29 protein-coding genes are annotated in these 25412 nt (G+C 69.1%); 6 read left to right on the top strand and 23 right to left on the bottom strand.

Annotation, left to right across the window (positions count from 1 at the left end; genetic code table 11):
• Positions 1 to 144: 144 nt before the first annotated feature.
• From OOK40_RS04050 to OOK40_RS04030, 4 genes are all read right to left on the bottom strand, one after another.
• Complete coding sequence (locus OOK40_RS04050; RefSeq protein ID WP_266476532.1) at positions 145 to 990, bottom strand: isoprenyl transferase; 846 nt, start codon at positions 988 to 990, stop codon at positions 145 to 147.
• Between the two features lie 14 nt (positions 991 to 1004).
• The gene (gene recO / locus OOK40_RS04045) at positions 1005 to 1751 is read right to left on the bottom strand and encodes a DNA repair protein RecO (protein ID WP_266476530.1); all 747 of its coding nucleotides are present in this window, start codon (positions 1749 to 1751) and stop codon (positions 1005 to 1007) included.
• Between the two features lie 124 nt (positions 1752 to 1875).
• The gene (locus OOK40_RS35230; RefSeq protein WP_323136047.1) at positions 1876 to 2007 is read right to left on the bottom strand and encodes a hypothetical protein; all 132 of its coding nucleotides are present in this window, start codon (positions 2005 to 2007) and stop codon (positions 1876 to 1878) included.
• 45 nt (positions 2008 to 2052) lie between these two features.
• Complete coding sequence (locus OOK40_RS04030; protein WP_266476529.1) at positions 2053 to 2322, bottom strand: DUF1905 domain-containing protein; 270 nt, start codon at positions 2320 to 2322, stop codon at positions 2053 to 2055.
• A gap of 173 nt (positions 2323 to 2495) precedes the next feature.
• Between OOK40_RS04030 and OOK40_RS04025 the strand changes: the two genes are divergently transcribed.
• On the top strand, positions 2496 to 5021 hold the full coding sequence (locus OOK40_RS04025) for a SpoIIE family protein phosphatase (RefSeq protein WP_266476527.1): 2526 nt from the start codon (positions 2496 to 2498) through the stop codon (positions 5019 to 5021).
• Between the two features lie 26 nt (positions 5022 to 5047).
• On the opposite strand, the gene OOK40_RS04020 is transcribed toward OOK40_RS04025, so the two are convergent.
• Positions 5048 to 5263, bottom strand: a complete 216-nt coding sequence (locus tag OOK40_RS04020; protein WP_266476526.1) for a hypothetical protein — start codon at positions 5261 to 5263, stop codon at positions 5048 to 5050.
• Positions 5260 to 5499 (bottom strand): hypothetical protein, encoded by a 240-nt coding sequence (locus tag OOK40_RS04015; RefSeq protein WP_266476525.1) that lies wholly within the window; start codon positions 5497 to 5499, stop codon positions 5260 to 5262. The genes OOK40_RS04020 and OOK40_RS04015 overlap by 4 nt, the downstream gene beginning before the upstream one ends.
• 115 nt (positions 5500 to 5614) lie before the next feature.
• Here OOK40_RS04015 and OOK40_RS04010 point away from each other — a divergent pair, with 115 nt between their 5' ends.
• Together OOK40_RS04010 and OOK40_RS04005 are read left to right on the top strand one after the other, a co-directional pair.
• Entirely contained in the window at positions 5615 to 6448 is an 834-nt protein-coding gene (locus OOK40_RS04010; protein ID WP_266476524.1) for a helix-turn-helix transcriptional regulator, read from the top strand.
• Positions 6430 to 6699, top strand: a complete 270-nt coding sequence (locus tag OOK40_RS04005) for a DUF397 domain-containing protein (protein WP_266476522.1) — start codon at positions 6430 to 6432, stop codon at positions 6697 to 6699. Before OOK40_RS04010 ends, OOK40_RS04005 begins: the two co-directional genes overlap by 19 nt.
• On the opposite strand, the gene OOK40_RS04000 is transcribed toward OOK40_RS04005, so the two are convergent.
• Positions 6650 to 7492, bottom strand: a complete 843-nt coding sequence (locus OOK40_RS04000) for a hypothetical protein (protein WP_266476520.1) — start codon at positions 7490 to 7492, stop codon at positions 6650 to 6652. The genes OOK40_RS04005 and OOK40_RS04000 overlap by 50 nt on opposite strands.
• 305 nt (positions 7493 to 7797) lie before the next feature.
• On the opposite strand from OOK40_RS04000, the gene OOK40_RS03995 reads away from it, so the two are divergent.
• Positions 7798 to 9159, top strand: a complete 1362-nt coding sequence (locus OOK40_RS03995; protein WP_266476518.1) for an FAD-dependent oxidoreductase — start codon at positions 7798 to 7800, stop codon at positions 9157 to 9159.
• 214 nt (positions 9160 to 9373) lie between these two features.
• Here OOK40_RS03995 and OOK40_RS03990 read toward each other — a convergent pair whose 3' ends face one another.
• The 6 genes from OOK40_RS03990 to leuA all read right to left on the bottom strand — a co-directional run bounded on the left by OOK40_RS03990 (position 9374) and on the right by leuA (position 14095).
• Positions 9374 to 9550 carry a hypothetical protein gene (locus tag OOK40_RS03990; protein ID WP_266476516.1) on the bottom strand — a complete coding sequence of 59 codons (177 nt, stop codon included), beginning with the start codon at positions 9548 to 9550 and terminating at the stop codon, positions 9374 to 9376.
• An 8-nt stretch (positions 9551 to 9558) separates the two neighbouring features.
• Entirely contained in the window at positions 9559 to 10056 is a 498-nt protein-coding gene (locus tag OOK40_RS03985; protein ID WP_266476515.1) for a transmembrane transport protein, read from the bottom strand.
• Positions 10053 to 10595, bottom strand: a complete 543-nt coding sequence (locus OOK40_RS03980) for an RNA polymerase sigma factor (RefSeq protein ID WP_266476514.1) — start codon at positions 10593 to 10595, stop codon at positions 10053 to 10055. Before OOK40_RS03980 ends, OOK40_RS03985 begins: the two co-directional genes overlap by 4 nt.
• A gap of 350 nt (positions 10596 to 10945) precedes the next feature.
• Entirely contained in the window at positions 10946 to 11251 is a 306-nt protein-coding gene (locus OOK40_RS03975) for a DUF1398 family protein (protein ID WP_266476513.1), read from the bottom strand.
• A gap of 188 nt (positions 11252 to 11439) precedes the next feature.
• Positions 11440 to 12132 (bottom strand): TerB family tellurite resistance protein, encoded by a 693-nt coding sequence (locus tag OOK40_RS03970; RefSeq protein ID WP_266476512.1) that lies wholly within the window; start codon positions 12130 to 12132, stop codon positions 11440 to 11442.
• A 202-nt stretch (positions 12133 to 12334) separates the two neighbouring features.
• Positions 12335 to 14095, bottom strand: coding sequence for a 2-isopropylmalate synthase (leuA, locus tag OOK40_RS03965; RefSeq protein WP_266476510.1), 1761 nt, complete (start codon positions 14093 to 14095; stop codon positions 12335 to 12337).
• Positions 14096 to 14458: 363 nt separating this feature from the next.
• On the opposite strand from leuA, the gene OOK40_RS03960 reads away from it, so the two are divergent.
• Both OOK40_RS03960 and OOK40_RS03955 read left to right on the top strand, forming a co-directional pair.
• Positions 14459 to 15526 (top strand): M4 family metallopeptidase, encoded by a 1068-nt coding sequence (locus tag OOK40_RS03960; RefSeq protein ID WP_266476508.1) that lies wholly within the window; start codon positions 14459 to 14461, stop codon positions 15524 to 15526.
• 25 nt (positions 15527 to 15551) lie between these two features.
• The gene (locus tag OOK40_RS03955; RefSeq protein ID WP_266476506.1) at positions 15552 to 15818 is read left to right on the top strand and encodes a protealysin inhibitor emfourin; all 267 of its coding nucleotides are present in this window, start codon (positions 15552 to 15554) and stop codon (positions 15816 to 15818) included.
• 276 nt (positions 15819 to 16094) lie between these two features.
• On the opposite strand, the gene era is transcribed toward OOK40_RS03955, so the two are convergent.
• The 10 genes from era to OOK40_RS03905 form a co-directional block, all read right to left on the bottom strand.
• The gene (era, locus tag OOK40_RS03950) at positions 16095 to 17036 is read right to left on the bottom strand and encodes a GTPase Era (protein WP_266476504.1); all 942 of its coding nucleotides are present in this window, start codon (positions 17034 to 17036) and stop codon (positions 16095 to 16097) included.
• Positions 17037 to 17056: 20 nt separating this feature from the next.
• The gene (locus OOK40_RS03945) at positions 17057 to 18007 is read right to left on the bottom strand and encodes a DUF916 domain-containing protein (protein WP_266476502.1); all 951 of its coding nucleotides are present in this window, start codon (positions 18005 to 18007) and stop codon (positions 17057 to 17059) included.
• Positions 18008 to 18062: 55 nt separating this feature from the next.
• Positions 18063 to 19439, bottom strand: coding sequence for a beta-xylosidase (locus tag OOK40_RS03940; protein WP_266476500.1), 1377 nt, complete (start codon positions 19437 to 19439; stop codon positions 18063 to 18065).
• A gap of 204 nt (positions 19440 to 19643) precedes the next feature.
• Positions 19644 to 19997 (bottom strand): cytidine deaminase, encoded by a 354-nt coding sequence (locus tag OOK40_RS03935; protein ID WP_266476499.1) that lies wholly within the window; start codon positions 19995 to 19997, stop codon positions 19644 to 19646.
• Positions 19998 to 20028: 31 nt separating this feature from the next.
• Positions 20029 to 20772, bottom strand: a complete 744-nt coding sequence (locus OOK40_RS03930) for a hypothetical protein (protein ID WP_266476497.1) — start codon at positions 20770 to 20772, stop codon at positions 20029 to 20031.
• A gap of 93 nt (positions 20773 to 20865) precedes the next feature.
• Positions 20866 to 21753, bottom strand: coding sequence for a helix-turn-helix transcriptional regulator (locus tag OOK40_RS03925; RefSeq protein ID WP_266478857.1), 888 nt, complete (start codon positions 21751 to 21753; stop codon positions 20866 to 20868).
• 366 nt (positions 21754 to 22119) lie between these two features.
• A complete protein-coding gene (locus tag OOK40_RS03920) occupies positions 22120 to 22473 on the bottom strand; it encodes an MmcQ/YjbR family DNA-binding protein (RefSeq protein ID WP_266476496.1) in 354 nt (117 codons plus the stop codon).
• Positions 22470 to 23768: a hemolysin family protein gene (locus tag OOK40_RS03915; protein ID WP_266476495.1), complete on the bottom strand. Its 1299-nt coding sequence runs from the start codon at positions 23766 to 23768 to the stop codon at positions 22470 to 22472. Before OOK40_RS03915 ends, OOK40_RS03920 begins: the two co-directional genes overlap by 4 nt.
• The gene (gene ybeY, locus OOK40_RS03910) at positions 23765 to 24262 is read right to left on the bottom strand and encodes an rRNA maturation RNase YbeY (RefSeq protein ID WP_266476494.1); all 498 of its coding nucleotides are present in this window, start codon (positions 24260 to 24262) and stop codon (positions 23765 to 23767) included. Before ybeY ends, OOK40_RS03915 begins: the two co-directional genes overlap by 4 nt.
• A gap of 12 nt (positions 24263 to 24274) precedes the next feature.
• Entirely contained in the window at positions 24275 to 25291 is a 1017-nt protein-coding gene (locus OOK40_RS03905) for a PhoH family protein (RefSeq protein WP_266476493.1), read from the bottom strand.
• Between the last annotated feature and the right edge of the window lie 121 nt (positions 25292 to 25412).

The raw sequence follows: 25412 nt of genomic DNA, 5'->3' as shown, positions 1-25412 counted from the left end.
TTGTCCCGTCGCTTCGCTGGCTGCTGTGCATCCGGTGCCCACTCCCGTCGTTCGGAGTGCGAGACGTCGGTACATCGGTCCGGGTTGCGCCGGAGCAGCGTATTCCTCACCCGGGTCGCGGCGGTGGCCCCCACGTGGCCCAGGTCAGACAGCCGGCCCCTCGGGCCGACCGCGCATCGCCTCCAGCTCCTCGTTCGGGATCGCGCCCCCGAAGCGACGGTCCCGCTGCGCGTACTCCAGGCACGCCCGCCACAGGTCCCGCCGGTCGAAGTCCGGCCACAGCACGTCCTGGAAGACCATCTCCGCGTAACTGCTCTGCCAGATCAGGTAGTTGGACGTCCGCTGTTCGCCGCTCGGCCGCAGGAACAGGTCCACATCCGGCATGTCCGGGTAGTACAGGTACTTCGCGAAGGTCTTCTCGTTGACCTTCGACGGGTCGAGCTTCCCCGCCGCCACGTCCCGGGCGATCGCCTGCGCCGCGTCCGCGACCTCCGCGCGCCCGCCGTAGTTGACGCAGAAGTACAGCGTCATGGCGTCGTTGTCCTTCGTCTGCTCCTGCGCGATCTGGAGCTCCTGGACGACGGACTTCCACATCTTCGGCATCCGGCCGACCCAGCGGATACGGATGCCCAGCTCGTCCATCTCGTCGCGCCGGCGCCGGATGACGTCCCGGTTGAAGTTCATCAGGAAGCGCACCTCGTCGGGCGAGCGCTTCCAGTTCTCGGTGGAGAAGGCGTACAGCGAGAGGTTCTTGACGCCCATCTCCAGGCAGCCCTTGAGCACATCGAGGACGACGCCCTCGCCGACCTTGTGCCCCTCGGTGCGCGGCAGCCCGCGCTCCTTGGCCCAGCGGCCGTTGCCGTCCATGACGCACGCCACATGGCCTGGCACCAGCTCGCCGGGGATCTTCGGCGGGCGCGCGCCGGACGGGTGCGGCTCGGGGACCTTGTACTCGCGGCGGGACCGGCCCAGGATTCCGCGTCGTGCCATGCGGCTCACATCTCCTATTTCTCTACGTACCTCAGCGAGCGCAGGCCGCGCTCCAGGTGCCAGTGCAGATAGGCGGACACCAGCCCGCTGCCCTCCCTGACGTGGCGCGCCTCGCACGCGTCCGCCGTGGGCCAGTCGCCGGTCAGCAGCGCGCTGAGCAGACCGATGGCCTCCGCAGAGGGTACGACGCTGCCGGGCATCCGGCAGTCGCCGCATATGACGCCGCCGGCGGCGACGGAAAAGAACCGGTTCGGCCCGTGCATGCCGCATTTCGCGCAGTCCTCGAAGCTGGGCGCGTAGCCGTTCACGGCGAGGGAGCGCAGCAGGAACGCGTCGAGGATGAGGTGCGGCGCGTGCTCGCCACGGGCGAGGGTGCGCAGGGCGCCGACGAGGAGCAGGTACTGCTGGACGGCCGGCTCGCCCTCGTGGTCGGTGAACCGCTCGGCGGTCTCCAGCATCGCGGTGCCCGCGGTGTAGCGGGCGTAGTCGGTGACGATGCCGCCACCGTACGCGGCGATGGTCTCACTCTGGGTGCACAGGGGGAGCCCGCGGCCGACGAGTTCGCTGCCGCGGGCGAAGAACTGCACGTCCACATGAGAGAAGGGCTCCAGCCGCGCCCCGAACTTGGACTTGGTCCGCCGCACGCCGCGGGCGACGGCCCGCACGCGCCCGTGCCCGCGCGTGAGCAGCGTGATGATGCGGTCGGCCTCGCCGAGTTTCTGGGTGCGCAGGACGACGCCGTCGTCACGAAAAAGACTCATCGCGCGCCCCCACGGGTGTCCGGCCGGGGGGCCGGGGGGTGTCCCCCGGGTGAGCACAGCATGATGCGGTCGGCCTCGCCCAGCTTCTGGGTGCGCAGCACGACGCCGTCGTCACGAAAAAGACTCATCGCGCGCCCCCACGGGTGTCCGGCCGGGGGGCCGGGGGGTGTCCCCCGGGTGAGCACAGCATGATGCGGTCGGCCTCGCCCAGCTTCTGGGTGCGCAGCACGACGCCGTCATCACGGAACAGGCTCATGGAGCCATTGTCCCGTACGGGCAACGGCCGCCCGCCATCGGATCGTCAATCCTCCACGCGCTCCTCAAGGCGTACGGTCACCGAGTCCCCGGCCTCCTTCCCGATCGCCTTGCGCACGTCCGCCTTCACGGGCAGCTTGTGCGTGCCGTCCCCGAGCGCCATGAAGGAGCTGCGGAACGGATGACCGTCGATCGTCCCCCTGACCTTGACCAGGCCCCGGGTGCCGAAGTACTCGACCGACTCGGGCCACACCAGATACGTCCAGCCGCCCTTCTCAGGGCTCTTCTGCAGCGTCGCGCTGAATTGTTTGTCCATGCAGATAGGACGGCGTGAGGCGGGCAAACTCATCGCCCCCTCACGATCGGTGCGGCGTCCCGTCAGGTTTCGCACGGAACCATTCCATAGAAGAATTGGGCAGACACCCCTGACGTGCGGGCCACGCCACCATTGCAGCGATCGGGGCCAGCGTGTCTTCCAGCGATACCAGCTTGAGTACGCATCCCTTCGGCACTACGAACGCCGACGGCACGAACGCCGACGGCACGGCGGAGCGTGACGATGCACTGGCTGAAGCCGTCCTCAAAGCCGTCGAGGTGACCGGGGCCCATGCGGCGAGTGTGTTCCTGGTCTCGCGCAACCGTCAGACGCTGATACTCGCCGCGGCGGCCGGGATGCCGCCTTCCCTGCTCGGCGGCTGGCGGCGGATTCCTGTGAACAGTCCCATTCCCGTGGCGGAGGCGTTCCGCTCCCGGCGGACGGTCCATCTGGTCGACGCCGATGACACCATGCGGCGTTTTCCTCAGCTCGCGGTCGCGTTGCCCTACCCTTTCGGCTCCGCCTCCGTACCGGTCACCGCGGGGCAGGAGACCTTCGGCTCCATGGCCGCGGTCTGGGCCGCCAAGTCCGGAGGGGAAGGGCTGTCCAAGGCCCAGCGACGGCAGTTGCGTACCGCGGCCGGCCGCCTCGGCGCAGCGCTCGCCCATCTGAACGCGCGCGGCGTCGACGTCGGGTACGAAATGGAGACCGGTCCGCTGGAGGTCCCGGTACCTTCCCCCTCAGCGGTACGGGTGGGCCTGTTCGACTGGAACCTCGACACCGGAGCCCTGGAAGCGGATGCCACCGTGTGCGCGGCCTTCGGCCTCGCCCCGGACGAGTACGACGGACAAGCGGCCACGCTGGAGGCCCAGGTGCACCCCGCGGACCGCCCCGGTTTCCGCGGTGCCGCCCGTGCCGCCCTCAAGGACGGCCGCGTCCTCGCCCAGAGTCTGCGCGTGCCGGAGAAGGGCGGCGGTCACCGCACCATCGAGCTGTGGGGCCGGATACCCGAACCCGGCGCCGCCCGGGAGTCGCGGCCCCACCTGGTGGGCGGGGTCCTCGACCTCGGAGCCGGTATGGCCGCCGTCGCGGCGATCGAACGGCTCGCGGACGGCTTCTTCGCGCTCGACCGCGAGGGGCGTGTGGCCTACGCCAACCACAGTCTGGTGCGGCTGTTGCGCGTACGTCGGGAGGATCTGGTGGGCCGCCGCCCCTGGGACGCTCTGCCGTGGCTGGCCGATCCCGCCTACGAAGACCGTTTCCGGGCCGCCAGGGTCTCCCAGCAGCCCGTCTCCTTCCTGGCCCGGTCCCCCGAGCGGTGGCTCGTCTTCTCGCTCCGCCCGGATGCGCAGGGCCTGACCGGCTGGGCCGCCCCGGCCGGACAACAGGTCCCGGCCGGGGCCGAGCCCGGGGCACCCCCCGAGGAGGCAGGAGGGGCCGCTCCGTCCTCATCACGGCCCGCGCCGGCGCCCCTGGGCGCCATCTATCGCGTCCTTCAGATGAGCAGCGCCCTGACCGAGGCGGTCACCGCGCGCGAAGTGTGCGATGTCGTCGCCGACCAGCTCCTGCCCGCCCTCGGCGGTGATCGACTGGCGATACTCGTGGTGCACGAGCGGCACGTATATCTGCTGTCGCAGCGTGGCTACCGTGAGAACTTTCTGGAGGGGTTCGAGGGCACGCCGCTGCATGACGCCGCCCGGGAGCCCGTGACCGGGGCGCTGACCTCCGGGGTGCCGCTGTTCATCGAATCGCGAGAAGAGTTCAGGGAGGCCTATCCCGAGCTCCAGCCCGAGTCCAGCTCCTTCGTGTTCCTGCCCCTGATCGCCTCCAGCCGCCCCGTGGGTGCCTGCATCATGGGCTTCGACGAGGTCCACCGGTTCTCCGACGAGGAACGGAGCCTCCTCACCGCGCTGAGCGGGCTGATCGCCCAGGCACTGGAACGTGCCAGGCTCTACGACGCCGAATTCACCCTCGCCCGGGGCCTGCAGAACGCGCTGCTTCCGCACCGACTGCCCACGCTACCGGGCGTCCACGTCACCGGCCGGTACCTGCCCGGTACGCGCGGGATGCACATCGGCGGCGACTGGTACGACGTGATCCCCACGGACCGCGGCGTCGTGCTGGTCGTCGGGGACGTCGAGGGCCACAACGTCGCTGCCGCGGCCGCCATGGGCCAACTGCGAAGCGCTGTACGGGCCTTCGCCTCCGCAGGCCACCGACCGAGCGATGTCATCGCCAGTACCAACCGGCTGCTCATCGACCTCGACCCCGGGCTCCTCGCCAGCTGCTGCTATGTCCTCCTCGACCCGGGTTCGGGAGTCGCGCACGTGGTGCGCGCGGGCCACTGCCAGCCCCTCCTGCGCCGACCCGACGGGCACACCGAGATCCTGGATCTGCCGGGCGGCCTGCTCCTCGGAGTGGAACGCGCCGCCGACTACCCGGAATCGGAGCTGCGTCTCGTGCCCGGCTCGGTGCTGGCCCTCTACACGGACGGACTGATCGAGACACGCGAGTCCGACATCGGTGTGGGCACGGACCGGCTGCGGACCCTGCTGGCCCATGCTGCTGCGGGCTCCCTCGAAGAACTGGCCGACGCACTCCTGCGAGACGCCCGCCAGTCCCCGAACCGCATGGACGACATCGCGCTGCTGCTCACCAAGTACACCCGTGCCTCGCCGCCGACGCCCCCCGCCGGGTGAGCGGAAGCGGGCGCCGGACAGCCGCTTCAGGTCACCTCGCCCCGGCTGCGCGCGTTCACATACGCCGTCGTCGCACTGATCCGCTCCACCGCGGTCGCCGGTCGCACCTGGTCCGGCTCGCACTCCCACTCCCGGCCCCCGCCGACGGGTCTCAGCAACAGCCGCGGCCCCGCCTCCCCCATGAGCCGGCCCACGCTGCCGGTGCGCATGTCGACGACGTACGTCCCGATGGGCCCGGTCACCGTGCTGCGCCGCCTTCCTTCGGCAGTACTGCCGTGAGCATGCGGACCACGTCGATGGTGCAGCGCCCCAATTCGACCAGGGGACAGGGCACCTCCCGTGCGTACGAAGCGGGCTCCAGGCGCAGTGACGGCAGGGTGATGCCGGACCGCTCCAGGGCCGTCCGTAATTTGTTCACAGCTTCCTCCGCCTCTTCGATGCATTCCATCGAGTGCCGCGGGTTTTCCTTGCTCGCCATGACTGCCCTTCCCGATCCGGTTTCACCTTTCGCATTACAACTGTGAGGGCTCGCAGCTACGCTCAACAGAGGGCCGCGCACTACAACTGGGCAGCAGCAACAAGGGGTTTGATCCATGGCCAATGGTTCACGGCAGGCGGCTTGGGAGTTCTTCGGTGCCGAGTTGAAGCGGCTCCGGGAGGACGCGGGAATCACTCAGGCGGCCCTGGGGGCAAGCGTTTTTGTGTCGGGCGGATACATCGGCCAATTCGAACAGGCCATTCGGAAGCCGCAATTGGATGTGGCCCAGCGGATCGATGAGACGCTGCAAACCGGAGGCTTTTTCGAGCGGATGTGCCGAAAGCTGATCAATAGCTCGCGGTACGCGGACTACTTCGCGGCCGCGGCGGAGCTTGAGGCTCTCGCGACGAGGATCAGCGAGTTCGCGCCCACCGTCGTCCCCGGGCTCCTCCAGACCGCGGAGTACGCCCAGGCGGTCGTTCTGGCCAGCAATCCGCTCGCTGCCGAGGAGTACGTCCAGGAGACGGTCAAGGCGCGGATAGACCGCGCCCAGATCCTGAAGGACGCTGCACGGCCCGTGTATTGGGCGATCCTGCACGAGACCGCTCTAAGGATCCCCGCGGGCGGCCCTGCCGCCATGGCACGCCAGCTGGACCACATCGCGGCGCTGGTGCGCGAGCGCAAGACCCTGATCCAGGTGTTGCCGTACGCGGCCGGTGCGTACCCACAGATGGGCAAGATGCTCACGCTCATGGAGTTCGAGGACGCCCCGCCAACTGCCTATACAGAGGCCGTGTATTCGGGGAATCTGCTGGACGATCCGGCAGTGGTGAAGCGGACACAGGCGGCTTACGATCTGCTGAGGGCCGCCGCGCTGTCGCCGGAGGCGTCCCTGGCCCTGATCGACTCGGCGGCGGAGGACTTCAGACGATGCGCGAGTACGACCTGAGCACCGCCCAGTGGCGCAAGAGCAGCTACAGCGACGGGCACGGCGGCGACTGCGTCGAAGTGGCGTACGCCTTCCCTGGCGCCGCCTGGCGCAAGAGCACGCACAGCGACGGCGACGGCGGTAGCTGCGTCGAAGTCCTCGACAACATGCCCGGCGTCGTCCCCGTCCGGGACAGCAAGAACCCCACCGGCCCCGTCCTCGTCATCGGAGCCGCCAGTTGGACCGCTTTCGTCGAGGGTGTTCGCCGCTAGGCGGTGTCATCTCCACGTCCTTGTTGATGGCGCGCGCCATGATCACCCCGATGAGGATCAGCCCGACGCTGAACCAGGACGCCGCGGCGTCGAAGATCAGGGAGACGACGCCCACCGGGATGATCAGGCCCGCCAGCGGGGTCAGCAGGTTGCGCACCGGCGGTGGGGTCCCGGCGCCGTGGCTGCGGGCGCGGACGACATGGGGGTACCACTCCGAGAAGCTCATCGCGGTGACCATTGCCGCGATCTGGATGATCCAGGTGGTCCAGAGGTTGTCCGGGTTGTGCAGGACGAGGTCGCCGAAGCCGCCCGCGAGGGCCGCGACGAGGAAGGCCGTTCCCCAGACGCCGGTGATCACATAGTTGATGTGGAGGAACTCCGGCGACTTCCAGTACTCGGGGCCGACCCGTTCGCGTCCGTACTGCATCGTGAACGGCACCCGTACGGCCATGGAGCCGAAGGCGATGACCACCAGCGTGAGGTTGGAGATCTCGCCCGCGTAGGTGTCGAGCCATCGATAGGTGCCGGGCGACGCGGCGACTCCGACGGTGGCCAGGACGGCGAAGGAGACGACGCCCGCCACTTCGAGGATCTTGAGCGAGGTGCCGCGGTAGACCATCCGCCCCGCGCAGAAGAGCACCACCGCCAGGGCCAGGGCGAGGCCCACCGCCAGTCCGAAACGGCCGGGGCCGACAAGGACCGAGAAGACGATCCACGGGGACAGGCCGACGATCGGGCTTTCCAGCGCGGCGGCGAGACGGCCGCCGGGTGCCGTGCGTGAGGCAGGGTTCATGGTGGGGGCCCCTTCGCCGGGCAGATCCTCCTGCACTCCAGCGTGCCGCGAGATCCCCCGCCGCGCTACAGCGGTAGGCCGGGGGCGCCGATGGTGGCCGGAGGGCAGGAGGTTAGGGTGTCCTTACCCCGCCCCTCCCGGGCGCCGGGTCATAGATCAGGCTTATGGGTCCATAGGTGCAGGGCGGGTACCGCGGTGGGAGCGCTGTTGCCAGGGTGGCGTACGAGAGTCGGCTCCCTCCGCACGCGCCTGGCCGTCTCACTCGCCGGGTCACGCCCGTGGACATCGTTCGAAGGGAACCATTCATGCCCCGCCCTCTGCGGATCGCGATCGTCGGTGCCGGCCCCGCCGGAATCTACGCCGCCGACGCCCTGCTGAAGTCCGAGGCCGCAGTCGAGCCCGGTGTGTCCATCGACCTCTTCGAGCGGATGCCCGCGCCGTTCGGTCTCATCCGGTACGGCGTCGCGCCCGACCACCCGCGGATCAAGGGCATCATCACCGCACTCCACCAGGTGCTCGACAAGCCGCAGATACGCCTCTTCGGAAATGTCGACTACCCGAGCGACATCGCCCTGGACGATCTGAGTGAGTTCTACGACGCGGTGATCTTCTCCACCGGCGCGGACGCGGACCGGGACCTCGACATACCCGGCATCGAGCTGGACGGCTCGTACGGCGCCGCCGACTTCGTGTCCTGGTACGACGGGCACCCCGATGTGCCGCGCACCTGGCCGCTGGAGGCGGAGAAGGTGGCCGTACTCGGCGTCGGCAATGTCGCCCTCGACGTGGCCCGCATCCTGGCCAAGACCGCGGACGAGCTGCTGCCGACCGAGATCCCGCCGAACGTGTACGACGGCCTGGCGGCAAACAAGGCCCTCGAAGTGCACGTGTTCGGGCGGCGCGGCCCGGCGCAGGCCAAGTTCAGCCCGATGGAACTGCGGGAGCTCGACCACTCGCCGAACATCGAGGTGATCGTCGACCCCGAGGACATCGACTACGACGACGGTTCCATCGCCACCCGCCGCGGCAGCAAGCAGGCGGACATGGTCGCGAAGACCCTGGAGAACTGGGCGATCCGCGACGTCGGCGACCGTCCGCACAAGCTGTTCCTGCACTTCTTCGAGTCCCCCGTCGAAGTCCTCGGCGAGGACGGCCGGGTGGTGGGGCTGCGTACGGAGCGGACGCGGCTGGACGGCACGGGCAACGTCACCGGTACCGGCGAGTTCCACACCTGGGACGTGCAGTCGGTCTACCGGGCGGTCGGCTATCTCTCCGACGAACTGCCCAAGCTGCCCTTCGACTTCATCAGTGGGACCGTGCCGCACGAGGGCGGCCGCGTCATCGAGGCCGGCGAGCACCTCCAGTCGACGTACGTGACCGGCTGGATCAAGCGCGGCCCGGTCGGTCTCATCGGCCACACGAAGGGCGACGCGAACGAGACGGTCGCGAACCTGCTCGACGACCACGGCAACGGGCGGCTGCGTGTTCCGGCTGCGCCGGAGGAGGAAGCGGTCGTCAACTTCCTTGAGGGGAAGGGCGTTTCGTACACCACGTGGGAGGGCTGGCACCGGCTGGACGCGGCGGAGCGGGCGCGCGGTGAGGCGGAGGGGCGCGAGCGGGTGAAGATCGTGGAGCGCGAGGAGATGCTGCGGGCGAGCGGGGCCTGACCCTGCGGGGCTGTTCCCCTACCCGCCCTCCCCCAGACTCCGTCCGGGGGGACACCCACGAGGCTGGATGTGCGGCAGGGCCGCGCATTCAGCCCGTCCGGCGTTTGAGGACATGCGGCCGAAGGTCGCATACGGGGTCTGGGGGCCTGCCCCCAGTTCGGGAAGGGGCGGGGTGGGGAACAAGCCCGCCGCAGGCGCACCCCCGCGCCCCCGCTCAGGTCAGTAGCAGGCCGATCCCGATCAGCAGCGTTGTGCACGCCAGCGCGGTAACCAGGAAGACGGTGCGCTTGCTTGCGCCGCGGAGGCGTAGAGCGAGGGCCAGCGGGCCGACTGGGGTGACCTTGTTCAAGGCAGTCTCCTTGACGATCTGGATGAATCCGGACGGACTCATTTCGGGGGTCAGGGGGCTTCTTGTCGCAGAGCCTCCCGCAGCCGCAGCAGCTCGCGACGGCGGGACTGCGCCCGGACCAGGACAAGCCCTGCTGCGGCGACAAGGGCGACACCGGCCAGGGCCGTGGCCAGGGCCTCGGCCGCGGTAGCGCGTGCCGCGGCCAGTGCTGTCCCGGCCACGCCGGTCACCACGGTGACCACGAGCGAGAGCCGGGCTCCCAGCACCCGGTCCCGGGCGAACAGCGGTCGGCGCCTGCTCAGCACCAAGCCGGCGAAGGCGGCCCAGGCCAGCCCGATGGCGATCAGTCCGGCGAAGGCGGCCTGGGTGCGCGCAGGAAGCGGATGCGGCTCGGTGGCCCACAGCACCGCGATCAGTGCCGCCGCACACCCTCCCGCCAGTCCCACGGCCACGTGGCGCATCCGGGAGCCCAGCGAGACTTCCGCAGCCAGCACACGCTCGAGTTCCTTGGGCACATCCCGCTGATCTGCGCGGTTCTGCTCGCTCATGCCTCGTATCCCCTCTCGGCAAGGACGCTCCGCAACATGCGGCGTGCGCGGTGCAGCCTGCTCTTGACCGTGCCGGGCGGTACGCCAAGCACCTCCGCGCAGGCAGCCAGAGGCAGATCCTGCAGGTGGAAAAGAATCAGCACTTCACGCTCGAGGTGCGGCAGCCCGTTGAGGCCGGCTTCTACCTGCATAGTGGTCAGCACGCCGCTGAGAGAGTCGTCGACGCCGCCGCCCGCCTCCTCCATGGACGTCTCCGGAGCCTGGTACACCTGCCGCAGGTGGTCGGCGACCGCGCGCCGGGCGATGGTGAACAGCCACGGGGCGAACCGCTCCGGCTGCCGCAGCCGCGGCAGCCCACGCACCACGGCGACCCACGCCTCCTGGGCAAGATCGTCCGCGAGGTGCGGCGAGCCGACCATGCCCCGCAGGTAGCGCCGCAACGGTGCATGCCAGACACGCACCAGCTCGCGGAACGCTTCCCGCTCCCCGAGCTGGCAGCGCACCACCAGCAGCCCGTCGCGTCGCCCGTCGCCGCCCACCGCACCTCCCTGCCTCGCGCCACGTATCACCGAGACAGTCGGCATTCGAGGCAGAAAGGTTCACAGGACCAGAGCGACCGGTCAGGAGCCTGTTTGCCAAGCCGTCGACCTCATGGCGCGAGTGGCCAAGTGAAGCACTCAACGGCCAACTACCCGGTTCTGACCGCGCTTCCGTGATGACTACGCCTGGAGAGTGGAGACTGCAGGACCGTTCCGTCAGGGGATCACGTCGTCATGAAGTTGGAGACGCTCGGAGACGTCCTCGACCTTGTACACGATCCGCCGGCATCTGGGGCGCCGGCGGTCCGGGCGGCCCTCCCGCAGGCGGCTCGGTTCCGTAAACGGGGTCGTCAGATTTCGACGGCGGGGTAGGTCTCGATGTAGCTGTCGCCGTGGGCGCCGTAGTACGTGCAGGTCCGCGCGTTGAGGTCGACGTCGTACCAGACGATGCCGGCGCTCCAGCAGCCCTGGACGAACTCGGGGAAGGTGGTCTGGCCTGCCTGGTCGGCGCGCAGTGCTGTTGTGAGTGCCTGGCGGTCGAACGGCATGACCTCGACCATGCCGGTGGCGAGCGGTTCACCCTGGACGGCGACGGGTCCTGCGTCGGTGAGGTAGAGCATGGCGCTCCCGAAGGAGACGTCCGGCAAGTACACCACGGTGATGAGGCTCGTTGAAATCGGTTCTGATGTGCTTCCGTGAGGGCCCACCGGAGTGCCGGCCCCGACCCTGCTGACCGGCTTGGACGCGGGCTGTCCGTCTGGCGCAGGCATCACGGAAGAGCGGTCAGAACCAACTGAAGCGCTCAGTCACCGTTGCAACGGGGCAAGGGTTCTCTGACGCGGCACTAGAAGGGCGCACGCGCCGTCGCCAGCAGCCGCGCCGTATCGTCCGCGCACAGCTGCAGCGCCGTACCGACCGTCGTCAGCACCTCTCGCTCCGCCGCGCTGTACGGCCCGTCCGCGAGTGCGATCCGTGCCCCCTGGAGCAGGATCGACTCCCGCCCCGCGGGCGCCAGATGGGGTGCGAGCGGCTCCAGCGCCTCGTGCAGTTCGATCGCGAGGGCCGCGCCATAGGGCCCGGTGTCGGTGACGAAGCGGCCGGTGTCCGCGGCAAGCGCCTCGATCAGGCCGGTGAGCTGGTCCTCCGTGCAGTCGTCGAGCCCGGCCGCGCGGACCGTGGCGACGGCGGTCTCCCGGACCGGGCGGGAGGAGGTGCCGCCGGAGGCGAGGACAGCGAGAGCGACGGTGTGGACGGCGTCACGGAGCATCGCGGAGAAGCGGGCGGTGGTGGGGTGGTCGAGGGCGTCCATGCCGAAATGGCCGTGGCAGGCGGCGCATTCGACGACCGGGCCCGCGAAGCCGCGCGGCAGCAGGGGCACACCGAGGAAGGTGAAGCGCCGGCGGCCGGTGCGGCGGCGGTAGTTGCGGTCGCCTCCGCAATCGGGGCAGAAGAACTCACCGTCCCCCACAGTGTTCCAAGAGGTATGAACGCCGCAGACCAGCAATTTTCGGCCGAACAGTCCCCGGTCTGGCTGCACCTCGCACCTCCGAAACGCTCCGGCAACATTGCCGCATTGGCGTGATGTTAGCCACATCGGTGATGTCGCGTCAGCACCCCCGGCAGCAGTGCGCCGGGACATGGCCGATTCCCTCGCCTGCCGCCCGCACACACGAACGCCGGACAGGCTTGTTTTCAAGCCTGTCCGGCGATCAGGACCGGACCCCGGTTGTCCGGGGGTACTAGCGCGCCGCGCGGTTGACGGCCGAGACGACCGCCTTCAGCGACGCACGCGTCGTGTTCGCGTCGATGCCGATGCCCCACAGCACCTTGCCGTCGATCGCGCACTCGATGTACGACGCGGCCTGCGCGGAAGCGCCCTCGCTCATCGTGTGCTCCTGGTAGTCCAGCAGCCGCGCGTCGACGCCCACCGCGTTCAGCGCCTCGAAGAATGCGGAGATCGGACCGTTGCCGGTGCCGGTCAGGACCGTCTCGGCGCCGTCCACGACCGCCTCGACGGTCAGGGTGTCGATGCCGTCCTTGTCGGTCGTCGTCTGGCCGGAACTCAGCTGGATACGGCCCCACGCGTTGCCCGGGTTCGGCAGGTACTCGTCCTGGAAGACCGACCAGATCGCCTTCGGCGTGACCTCGCCGCCCTCGGAGTCCGTCTTCGCCTGGATGATCTTCGAGAACTCGATCTGCATCCGGCGCGGCAGGTCCAGCTTGTGCTCGTTCTTCAGGACGTACGCGACACCGCCCTTGCCCGACTGGGAGTTGACCCGGATGACCGCCTCGTAGGAACGGCCGACGTCCTTGGGGTCGATGGGCAGATACGGCACGGCCCACTCGATGTCGTCCACCGTCCTGCCCTGGGCGGCCGCGTCGGCCTCCATGGCGTCGAAGCCCTTCTTGATGGCGTCCTGGTGGGAGCCGGAGAAGGCCGTGTAGACCAGATCGCCCGCGTAGGGGTGGCGCGGGTGGATCTCCATCTGGTTGCAGTACTCGCTCGTACGACGGATCTCGTCGATCTGCGAGAAGTCGATCTGCGGGTCGACGCCCTGCGAGAACAGGTTCATGCCCAGCGTCACCAGGTCGACGTTGCCGGTGCGCTCGCCTTGCCCGAACAGACAGCCCTCGATACGGTCGGCCCCGGCCATGATCGCCAGCTCGGCGGCGGCAACGGCGGTGCCGCGGTCGTTGTGCGGATGGACCGACAGGCACACGTGCTCGCGGCGCGACAGATGGCGCGACATCCACTCGAAGCGGTCCGCGTGCGTGGAGGGGGTCGAACGCTCCACCGTGGCAGGCAGGTTGAGGATGATCTCGCGGCCTTCCTCCGGCTGCCACACGTCACAGACGGCCTCGCAAACCTCCAGCGCGAAGTCCAGCTCGGTGTCGGTGAAGATCTCCGGGCTGTACTGGTAGCCGAAGGTCGTCTCCGCGCCCAGCAGCTTCTCGGCGTACTCCATCACCAGCCGGGTGCCGTCCACCGCGATCTGCTTGATGTCGTCCTTCGAGCCGCGGAAAACGACCCGGCGGAAGGTGGGCGCGGTCGCGTTGTACAGGTGCACGGTCGCGCGGCGGGCGCCGACGATGGACTCGACGGTGCGCTCGATCAGGTCCTCGCGCGCCTGCGTCAGGACGGAGATCGTCACGTCCTCGGGGATCGCGCCCTCTTCGATGATGGAGCGTACGAAGGCGAAGTCGGTGTCGCCGGAGGAGGGGAAGCCGACCTCGATCTCCTTGTAGCCCATGCGGACCAGCAGATCGAACATCTCGCGCTTGCGGGCGGGCGACATCGGGTCGATCAGGGCCTGGTTGCCGTCGCGCAGATCGGTCGACAGCCAGCGGGGAGCCTTGGTGATCCGCTTCTCGGGCCAGGTGCGGTCGGGGATGTCCACGGCCTCGTACTGCCCGTACTTGTGGATGGGCATCCCGGACGGCTTCTGGGTGTGGGTCGCGTTGGTGACGGGCGTGGGGCGACCGACAGAGTTGTCAGACATTTGCGTAGGGCTCCTCGGGGTCCATCAAGTAGGACGGCCGACTGAGTCGAAGCAGCACCAGATCCCGCGGGGAGGGGGTCGGCCTACGACTACAGGCCCTCGCCGCGGCAGCTAAGAAGAAGCAGCCCGAAACGCATGATGCGCAGCAGCGTAGCCCAGTGTGGGCGGGGACGGCGGTGCCGTATCAGTATGCGGGACACGACCCTACAAACGGACAAATAGTGACGTACCACACTCGGGTGCCACGTCAGCGGTACACCAATGGCCCGCGCCGCGGACGCCAGTCCTCCGTTATCACTCCATTTCACTAATCATGGTTGCAACTAGTGACAGCGTCATGACCCAGTGCCACAGTCCGGGGGCATGGACGCCAACGCCCGCCGGATCAACCCGGTCTTCTGCACCATCGTGCCGCCGCATGTCCTCGACAAACTGGCCCGCGCCGAGGACCCCGCCATCGCCGACCCAGCCGCCCGCACCCTCGAGCACGACGCCCTCCAGCGCACCCGCCGCCGTCTCACCACGGTCCGCGGCCTCGCCCCGAGCGTCACCGGCACGGTGTCGGACAAGCCGAACCGCACGATCTACGACGCCGAGCACCAGGAGACGGTGCCGGGCAGGAAGGTCCACTCCGAGAGCGACCAGCCCGCCCAGGACGCCACGGTCAACCGCGCCCACGCGGGCCTCGGCGCCACCTTCGAGCTGTATCTGAAGGCGTACGGCCGCCACTCCATCGACGACTCCGGCCTGCCGCTCAACGCGACCGTCCACTACGGCGAGAACTACGACAACGCCTTCTGGGACGGCGAGCGGATGGTCTTTGGCGACGGCGACAACGATCTGTTCCTGGACTTCACCCTGCCCGTGGACGTGATCGGGCACGAGCTCACGCACGGAGTCACGCAGTACACCGCGAACCTGGAGTACTTCAGCCAGTCCGGCGCGCTGAACGAGTCCATGTCGGACGTCTTCGGCTCGCTGATCAAGCAGTACTCGCTCGGCCAGAGCGCCGACCAGGCCGACTGGCTCATCGGCGCGGGCCTGCTGGGCCCCAATGTGTCGGGCATCGCCCTGCGCTCGATGAAGGAGCCGGGCACGGCGTACGACGACGACGTCCTCGGCAAGGACCCGCAGCCCGCGACGATGGAGGACTACGTCAGGACCGGCCGCGACAACGGCGGCGTCCACATCAACTCGGGGATCCCGAACCACGCCTTCTACCTGGTCGCCACCGCACTGGGCGGCAACGCATGGGAGCGGGCGGGCCAGATCTGGTACGACGTGCTGACCGGCGGACAGCTCTCCACGACCGCGCAATTCACCGACTTCGCGGCCCTGTCGGTGGCCGCGGCCCGCGCGCGCTACGGCGAGGGCGCGGAGCAGGAGGCACTGCTGAAGGCATGGTCCCAGGTCGGGGTGCCTACCAACTGAGGCGTTCTCGTACTAGACAGGACCCATGCGTATCCAGGTAAGACGCACAGGCGGATTCGCCGGCATCGAACGGTTCGCCGAGGTCGACACCTCGGGGCGGACCGACGCGAGCGAATGGCGAGCCCTGGCCGAGCGGGCGATGGTCGGCGGCGCGGGCACGCTGCCGGCGGGGGTGCCGGACGGGTTCAGCTACCAGATCACCGTCGACGGGCGGACCATTCACTGTGCCGATCCGCGACTGTCGGAGGCGCAGCGCGAGCTGATCTCGCGTGTACTCAAGGAAGGTGCGTGAGGGGACCCGTCGCATAACCGGGGCTCCGCCCCGGACCCCGCGCCTCAAACTCCCCCAGACTTCGTCCGGGGGGACCCCCACGGGGCTGGATGTGCGGCCGGGCCGCACATTCCAGCCCCTCCGGCGTTTGAGGACATGCGGCCGAAGGTCGCATACGGGTCTGGGGGCTTGCCCCCAGTTACGGGATGGGGGTACCTCCCACGGCCGCCAGGCCGTAGGGGGAGGGCGGGTAGGGGAATGCCCCGCGCAGCGGCACCCGCCGGGACCGGCGACGTGTCAGAAGCCCAGCTTTCGCAGCTGCTTCGGGTCCCGCTGCCAATCCTTCGCGACCTTCACATGCAGGTCCAGGAACACCGGCGTCCCCAGCAGCGCCTCGATCTGGTGGCGGGACTTCACCCCGACCTCCTTCAGGCGCTTGCCCTTCGGGCCGATGATGATGCCCTTCTGGCTCGGGCGCTCGATGTAGACGTTCGCGTGGATGTCCAGCAGCGGCTTGTCCGCCGGGCGGTCCTCCCGCGGCAGCATCTCCTCGACGACCACCGCGATCGAGTGCGGCAGCTCGTCCCGTACGCCCTCCAGCGCGGCCTCGCGGATCAGCTCCGCGACCATCACCTGCTCGGGCTCGTCGGTGAGGTCGCCCTCCGGGTACAGCGTCGGGCCCGGTGGCAACAGCGGGATGAGCAGGTCCGCCACCAGCTTGACCTGTTTGCCGCCGACCGCGGAGACGGGGACGATCTCCGCCCACTCCATGCCCAGCTCCTTGCCGAGCCGGTCGATCGCGATCAGCTGTTCGGCGAGGGTCCTGGAGTCGACCAGGTCGGTCTTGGTGACGATCGCGACCTTCGGGGTCTTCTTGATCCCGGCGAGCTCCTTGGCGATGAAGCGGTCACCGGGGCCGAGCTTCTCGTTCGCCGGCAGGCAGAAGCCGATCACGTCGACCTCGGCCCAGGTGGTGCGCACGATGTCGTTCAGCCGCTCGCCGAGCAGCGTGCGCGGCTTGTGCAGGCCGGGGGTGTCGACCAGGATCAGCTGCGCGTCGGGGCGGTGCACAATGCCGCGCACGGTGTGCCGGGTCGTCTGGGGCCGGTTGGAGGTGATCGCCACCTTCTGGCCGACCAGAGCGTTCGTGAGGGTGGACTTGCCCGCGTTGGGGCGGCCCACGAAGCAGGCGAAGCCTGCCCGGTGGGGGGCGTTGTTCTCATCTGTACGAGCGCTCATGGCGCCCATTGTCCCTGATGTCACGCGCCCCCGGTTACGCGCGCCCGCCGCCGGTGCACCCTGACCCACACCCCGGCCCCCGCCGCGGCAGCCACGAGCAGCAGCGCGACCAGCCACGGGAGCGCGAAGAAGGAGACCCCGGCCGACTCGCGCACATCCCGAGCGCTGGCTGTGAGCTTCACCTCGCCCCATTCGAGCTGGGGTGCGCCCGACCAGCGTTCGGTGAGGCGGATCTTCTGGCGCGGCAGCAGTTCGGAGGGGACCTTCTTCAGGTCGCGGCTCAGCAGATCGCGCCCGAACAGGCCCTCGGCCTTGAGGGCGACTTTGGGGTTGAGGGTGACGTTGCCGCGGTTGTAGAGCGTGTACGAGATGAGCGCGCTGCTCTCGCCGGTGCCCGGGACGAGGGGCTGGTCGTGGGTGAACCTCACGTCCTCGACGGAGAGCGCGGCCACGGTGGGGCCGCCCACCCGCAGATAGACGCGTGCGCCGACGGCTTGCTGGATGCCCACGGCGACCGAGCCGGTCGCGGCGCCGATGCGCTCGTCGAGGGCTACCAGGGCGCCGGGGTGGTCGCCGGGCTCGGCGTCGTCGGGGACGGTGAGGGTGTAGGGCACGGTGACCGAGCTGTTCGCCGGCACGGTGACCCGCTCGCGCTGGGGCCTGGCCCACGCGCCGACGCCGCGCTGCTTCTCGCCGCGGGTGCGTACGGCGAAGCCGCCGTCCCGTTCGGTGTTGTACGCGTCGGCCGCGTACAGCCGGAAGCTCAGCGGGGCTGCGGTCTTGTTGGTGACCGTCACCTGGTCGGTGAGGGTCGTGCCGGGATCGGCCGAGAGATAGAAGTAGGGCCGCCCGCCCAGTTCGGAGGCGGCGGGGTAGACGGACCAGTTGCCGTTGTCGGCGGCGCGCGCGGTTCCGTGTCCGTGCAACAGCATGGCGAGGACTGGCAGCACGATGACGTAGAGCTTGCGCATGAAACCCCCACAGGCCGAGGCGGGCCGACCGGGTGCGCGCCCGGCCCGCCGGGTGTCAGGTGAGCGTGAGGGTCAGGACGCCGGAGTACGCGCCGGGGGCGGTGTACGCCGGGACGTTCAGCGAGACCTTCGCGTCCACGGTGAACTCGCCTCCGGTGAGAGCCCCGTTGGGGGTGGAGGCCAGGGTCGCGCCCGCGCTGCCGACGGCTCCCGCCGAACCGGCCACGCAGGTGCTGGGGCTTCCCGGCTTGGTGGTGCAGGCCGGAGTCCAGCCGAGCTTTCCGGCGTCGATCTTTCCGCCGGGACCGGTGAAGTCGGTGACCTTGCCGGTCAGGGACCAGCCCGCGGGCCCGCCGCGGAAGTCCTTGACCGTCACCGTCTTCAGATCGCCGCTGGACGCCCCGCCCGTGCCGAAGTCGACCGCCGACATGGCGACGGTGTCACCGGCCTGGGACATGGACAACGTGCCTGCCGCGACGGAGGAGTTGAGCTTCTGGCTGTTGCCGGGCAGCGGGGTGTCGTCGATGACGGTGTACGCCGCCGGGCCCGCGCCCTTCTCCGCCGACCAGGCACTGCCCTCGTACGCGACGATGCCCGTGGTCGCCTTGTCGTTGACCGCGAGAGGTGCCGTGAAGCCGCCTGCCGCATTCGCCTTGACGGTTGCCTTGTCGGCGGTCTCGGCCGCTCCGGCCCGGCCGACGACGGTGATGTCGGCGAGCGGAGTGAACTTGGCGCCGGTGACGGTGACGCTGTCGCCCGGCTTTCCGGAGGCCGTCGCCAGCTGGATGGAGCGCTCATTGGCCCCGGGCTGGTCCGTCGCGGTGATCGTCTCGGAGACGGGTGCGGGCGGACTGATGACCGTACAAGGGGTGTCCAGCTCCATGATGTAGCTGGTGTGGATGTTGTAGTCGCCGGGCGAGAGGGTGATCGAGCCGGGCGCAGTGACCGTGAACGTGCCGGTCATCGAGAACGGCGGGAAGGCCCCCTTGCCGGGGACCGGCGGGTTCTTCTTGGGCCCGGTGACCGTGACGCTTCCGGCCTGGGCGCCGCCGAGGGCGACCTTGCCGCTGGGCGTCATGATGTCGGCGGGCAGCGCGAGGTCGACCGGGTTGCTGGCCGCGGGCTTGGTGACGGTGTAGGTGACGGTGACGGTGTCGCCGACCTTCGGTGCGGCCTTGTCGACGGTGATCTGGGCGGTCGTGATGCCGTCGATGGGCGGGATACCGGCGATGGGCGGTGGAACGCAGTGGGTCGCGAAGTCCACCGGTGCGGATGCGGCGGCCAACGCGTGCGCGGGTCCGGCGAGTGCCGCCGTACCGGCGACAAGGGCGACCGTTCCCAGCGCGGCGGTCCAGCGCCGCGTCCGGCCGGTGAGCCGGCCGATGGATCTTCGGGTGGGCCGGGTTGCTGATCTTCGGGTGGCTGTAGCCATGATTGCCCCCTTCTGAGGAATGCCGGGGGCTATTGACGTGTCATGGCCGAAAGAAGTCAATGGAATCGAAATGCGCCGCCTGATGACCCATCAGATACTGTCAAGATCCGCATTTCCGCAGACAGAAAGGGGAATCGGCGCCACCGGTTGATGACGCCGACCCCTGTCACCTTCGTACTGTCACGCCCGCCTCGGCGCGTGCGGTCAGCCCGCGGCCACGGAGGACTTGAGCTCCCCGTCGGGACCGGCGAGCAGCACCGGCGTCCCGGGCCCGCCCAGATCACGCACCGCCGCGCGGTCCGCGTCGGAGGCGGCGTCCGCCTCGGAGACGACTGCCGCGGCCTCCAGGGACTGCGCGCCGCTGGCGACTGCCATGGCGACGGCGGTCTGGAGCGCACTGAGCCTGAGCGACTCCAGAGCCACGGTCCCGGCGACATAGGTACGCCCGGTCTCGTCCCGTACGGCCGCACCCTCGGGCACACCGTTGCGAGCCCGGGCGCTGCGCGCCAGCGTGATGATCTTGCGGTCCTCGGGATTGAGGTCGGTGCTCTGCGTCATGCCCCGAGCATAGATCGGCCGGGCAAGGGCTTCAGCCCTGGACGCCCTTGACGAACTTGTCGCCGATCAGCTGGACCAGGTCCTCGAAACTCTTCTGCGCGGCGGCGTTGCCGGTGTTCACGTACGCGACGCGGGTGGCGCCGGTGCCCTGGTGGGCCACCAGCAGATTTGCCTTGATCTCCACACCGGGGGCGAACACGATGGCCATCTGGAAGGTGTGCGACTCCTCGCCGACCTTCGGGGCGTCCAGCTTCTTGATCTTGACGGGGACCTTCTGGCCTGCCATGTCGAAGGAGACGGTGGTGCACGTGCCCAGCGCCGTGCCGATGGCATTGGTGAAGTCGGCGGCGCCCGTGCCCGCGAACGTGAAGACCTTCTGGCTCAGCTCGGACTTGCCGTCGGCCTGCTTGAAGTCGACGTCGGGGCCCTTGGTGGCGCCCTTGATCTCGTCGCCCATCATGTCGGCGATGGGCTGGCAGCCGGGCCGGTCGGCCTTCGGCGCCGGGTCGTCGCCGGCGGAGACCTTGTTGGACTTCCAGCCGGCCGGCAGGTCCTTGAGCTCCACCGCGGCGGCCTTCATCTGCGCGGCCGTCAGCGGCGTGGTGGCCGCAGGCGCATCCGTCTTGGTCTCCTGCGGCTTGGCCGACTCCGTCGTGGCCGAATCCGTCGTGGCAGGCTTCTTGTCATCGCCGGCCGAGCTCTGGCATGCCGCCGCCGTGAGGCACAGCGTCGAAACGGCGACAGCGGCGACCACACCGCGTATACGGGTACGCATCAGCAGTAACTCCCCTTGAATCGGGCTCAAAACGCTCGTGGGGAGCTTCCCCCTCCCCCTTTTTCACGGGCAGAGGATAAACACGCGCACAGGTCAGCCCGCCACCGGATACATCGAACCCCGCCGGCCCTCCGGGCTCGCGAGCCACTCCAGCTTCCGGGCGGTGTCCGCCTCCGGAAGAGGCGTGTGCATCACGATCGCCAGATCCGGACGCGCCGGGACCCGCAGCTGGGTCGCCTCCACGAACAGCGTCCCCACCAGCGGATGTTCCATCTCCTTGCGGACCTGACCGCCGGGCGCGATGTCGCGCCGCTCCCACAGCTCGGTGAACTCCTCGCTGACCGCCTTCGCCTCCTCCACGACCGCCTGGAAGCCCTCGTCGTCCGGGCACTCCGAACACGCCGCCCTGAACTGCGCAACGACATAAGGGGCGTTGTCCTCCCAGCTCGTAGCGCGGGCCCGGAAGACGGGGTCGGTGAAGAAGGCGATCAGACAGTTCTGGACGAGGTCGGGGCGCATACCGAGGATCATCCCCGCGGCGTCGTTGTACAGGACCGTGTTCCAGTACCTGTCCATGATGTGCGCGGGGAACGGCATCCACGCCTCGATCAGCCGCCGCAGCCCGGCGCACATGTCGGCGTCGCCCGGATCGACCTCGGGCGCGGGCGGATTCAGCCCGGCCAGTACGTACAGATGGCGGCGCTCCGCACTGCTCAGCCGCAGCACCCGGCCCACCGAGTCGAGGACCTGGGGCGAGACGGTGATGTCCCGGCCCTGCTCCAGCCACTGGTACCAGGAGACACCGACACCGGCGAGGACGGCGACCTCCTCCCGTCGCAGTCCGGGCGTACGACGACGGGCTCCGCCTGCCGGCAGGCCCGCCTCGGCCGGGCTGACCCGGGCCCGCCTGCTCATCAGGAACTCGCGCAGCTCACCGAGGCGGTACGCCTTCTTCGCAGCGTGCTCGGCCGAGGTGGCCACGTACTCCCCCTGTCCGTCCACGTGTTGGTGCGACCAACAGGATAGGTTGTCCGCGCCGCCGAAAGGGAGCGCCTGCGGCGGGCTTCACCCCACCCCGCCCCTTCCCGAAACTGGGGGCAGGCCCCCAGACCCCGTACGCGCTTCGCGCGTGTCCTCAAGCGCCGGACGGGCTGATATGTGCGGCCCAGCCGCACATATCAGCCCCGTGGGGGTCCCCCCGGACGAAGTCTGGGGGAGTTTGAGGCGCGGGGGTCCGGGGGCAGCGCCCCCGCAAGGGGTCTGGGGCGGAGCCCCCCACGCGGCGGAGCCGCAAAATGTCACAGCGGGAAGGGGCGGGTAGGGGAACAGCCCCGCCGCAGGCGAACCTCAGCCCCGGTCCAGGCGCAGCCGGACCGCCTTCGGGAGGCCCGCGACCACCAGGTCGTAGGAGTCTTCGATCAGCTCACGGACCAACCGGTCCGGCAACTCCCCCACCGTCACCGTGTTCCAGTGCCGCTTGTTCATGTGATAGCCCGGCGCAATCCCCGCGTGATCGGCCCGCAGCTGCACCGCAATGTCCGGCTCACACTTGAGATTCACCTTCAGCGGCTCCGCATCCAGCGCAGTCAGTGCGAAAAGCTTCCCGTGCACCTTGAACACCGACACCTCGGGCCCGAACGGAAATTCCTCCACCGCCGCGTTGAATTCCAGGCAGAACGCCTTCAGTTCCTTCGCCTTCACGCCGCCGCTCCCCCCTCCGGCCGCTTGGGTAGCGGCTCCGCAAGCACCGTCACGATCTTGTTCCGGCGGCCCGCCGGGGACTCCGCCGTCAGGCGCAGCTCGCGGCCGTCCGGCAGGTCGACCACCGCGGACGCGCCCGCGATCGGGACCCGGCCGAGTGCTTTCGCCAGGAGGCCGCCGACCGTTTCCACGTCCTCGTCGTCGAGTTCGTCGAGGCCGTAGAGCTCGCCGAGGTCCCCGATGTCGAGCCGGGCGGTCACCCGGAAGCGTCCGTCGCCGAGTTCTTCGACCGGCGGAAGTTCGCGGTCGTACTCGTCGGTGATCTCGCCGACGATCTCTTCCAGGATGTCCTCGATGGTGACGATCCCCGCCGTGCCGCCGTACTCGTCGATGACGACGGCGACATGGTTGCGTTCCTGCTGCATCTCGCGCAGCAGATCGCCCGCGTTCTTGGTGTCGGGCACGAACGCGGCGGGCCGCATCGCCGTCGACACCAGGTCGGACTCGGAGTCCCGGTTGATGTGTGTCTTGCGGACGAGGTCTTTCAGGTACACGATCCCGACGATGTCGTCCTCGTTCTCCCCGGTCACCGGGATCCGGGAGAAGCCGGAGCGCAGCGCCAGCGTCAGGGCCTGGCGGATGGTCTTGTAGCGCTCGATGCAGACCAAGTCGGTCCGCGGGACCATCACTTCGCGTACGAGGGTGTCGCCGAGCTCGAAGACGGAGTGCACCATCCGGCGCTCGTCGTCCTCGATCAGTGACTCCTGCTCGGCGAGGTCGACCATGGCCCGCAGTTCCGCCTCGCTCGCGAACGGGCCCTTGCGGAACCCCTTTCCGGGCGTGAACGCGTTGCCGAGCAGAATCAGCAGCTGCGGGATGGGACCCATGATCCTGGCGAGCGGCAGCAGGACGTACGCCGCGGCCGTAGCGGTGTTCAGCGGGTGCTGGCGGCCGATGGTGCGCGGTGAGACGCCCACGGCGACGTACGAGACGAGGACCATCACGCCGATGGCGACGGCCAGCGCCTCCCAGGTCTCGGAGAACTCCTGCAGGCAGGCGTAGGTGACGAGGACCCCTGCCGCCATCTCGCAGGACACCCGCACCAGCAGGGCGACGTTGAGATAGCGGGTCGGGTCGGCGGCGACCTGTGCCAGCTTGGCGGAGCCGCGGCGCCCGGAGCGGACGGCCTCGGCGGCGCGGAAGCTGGAGGTGCGGGCGATGCCCGCCTCGGCGCAGGCGGCCAGCCAGGCGACGACGACCAGCAGGATCGCGCCGAAGATCAGTTGGCCGCTCATGAGACGGTCGGCGCCGGGGACGGACCGGAAAGGCCCTTCTCCGCCCGCCAGCCGTCGACGATCGCAGCCTGGAGCCCGAACATTTCGGCTTTCTCGTCCGGCTCCTCGTGGTCGTAACCGAGCAGGTGCAGCACTCCGTGGACGGCCAGAAGCTGGAGCTCCTCGTCCATGGAGTGCTGCGTCTCGGCCTCTTCGCCCTGCTTCTTCGCGACTTCGGGACAGAGCACGATGTCACCGAGGAGCCCCTGCGGGGGCTCCTCGTCGTCCTTGACCGGCGGACGCAGCTCGTCCATCGGGAAGGACATGACATCGGTCGGACCGGGCAGGTCCATCCACTGGATGTGCAACTGCTCCATGGCCTCGGCGTCCACGACGATCACCGAGAGTTCGGAGAGCGGGTGGATACGCATCCGCGCGAGCGCGTAGCGGGCGATGTCGAGGATCGCCTGCTCGTCGACCTCGGTTCCGGACTCGTTGTTGACGTCGATCGACATGGCGCGCTTTTGCTACTTCCCGTTTTGGCTGTCGTACTTCTCGTACGCGTCGACGATACGGCCGACGAGCTTGTGCCGTACGACATCCTGCGACGTGAGCAGCGAGAAGTGCACGTCGTCGACGCCGTCCAGGATGTCCCGGACCTGGCGCAGACCGCTCTTCGTGCCGCTCGGAAGGTCCACCTGGGTGACGTCGCCCGTGATCACGATCTTCGAGTCGAAGCCGAGCCTCGTCAGGAACATCTTCATCTGCTCGGGGTTCGTGTTCTGCGCCTCGTCGAGGATGATGAAGGCGTCGTTCAGGGTCCGTCCTCGCATGTACGCCAGGGGCGCGACCTCGATCGTGCCCGCCGCCATCAGCCGCGGGATCGAGTCGGGGTCGAGCATGTCGTGCAGCGCGTCGTAGAGCGGGCGCAGATAGGGGTCGATCTTCTCGTAGAGCGTGCCGGGCAGGAAGCCCAGCCGCTCTCCCGCCTCGACGGCGGGCCTGGTCAGGATGATCCGGGTGACCTGCTTGGACTGCAGGGCCTGGACCGCCTTGGCCATGGCGAGATACGTCTTGCCCGTACCGGCGGGGCCGATGCCGAACACGACCGTGTGCTTGTCGATCGCGTCGACGTACCGCTTCTGGTTGAGGGTCTTGGGGCGGATGGTGCGGCCGCGGCTGGAGAGGATGTTCTGGGTGAGCACCTCGGCCGGGGTCTCGTCCGGCCCGTTGCCGTTCTCGCTCGCCTTGAGCATGGCGATCGAGCGTTCCACTGCGTCCTCCGTCATCGGCTGACCGGTGCGGAGCACCAGCATCATCTCGTCGAACAAGCGCTGGATCATGGCGACTTCCGCCGCGTCACCGACCGCGCTCACCTGATTTCCCCGGACATGGATGTCGGCCGCCGGGAAGGCCTTCTCGATCACGCGCAGCAGGGCGTCACCCGAACCCAGGACCGTCACCATCGGATGCTTGGCGGGGACGGTGAAGTGGGCTCGTGCCTGCCCCGGTGCTGGGCTCTGGGCTGTGGGTGTCTGAGTCATGGGCCGGCTCTGTGGCCTGCACATACCTCCCGTTGCAGGGTTCTCGCTGCTCGACAACCTCTGAGATACCCAGCGTACGACCTGGCACTGACAACACCGAGGGCTTTTCCGCGGGGGTCCC

This window comes from Streptomyces sp. NBC_01481 (genome assembly GCF_026339995.1).
In the GTDB taxonomy this organism is placed as follows: Bacteria; Actinomycetota; Actinomycetes; order Streptomycetales; family Streptomycetaceae; genus Streptomyces.
Note: the sequence above shows the minus strand (reverse complement) of the source record. Positions and strands in the feature narration are given on the sequence as shown.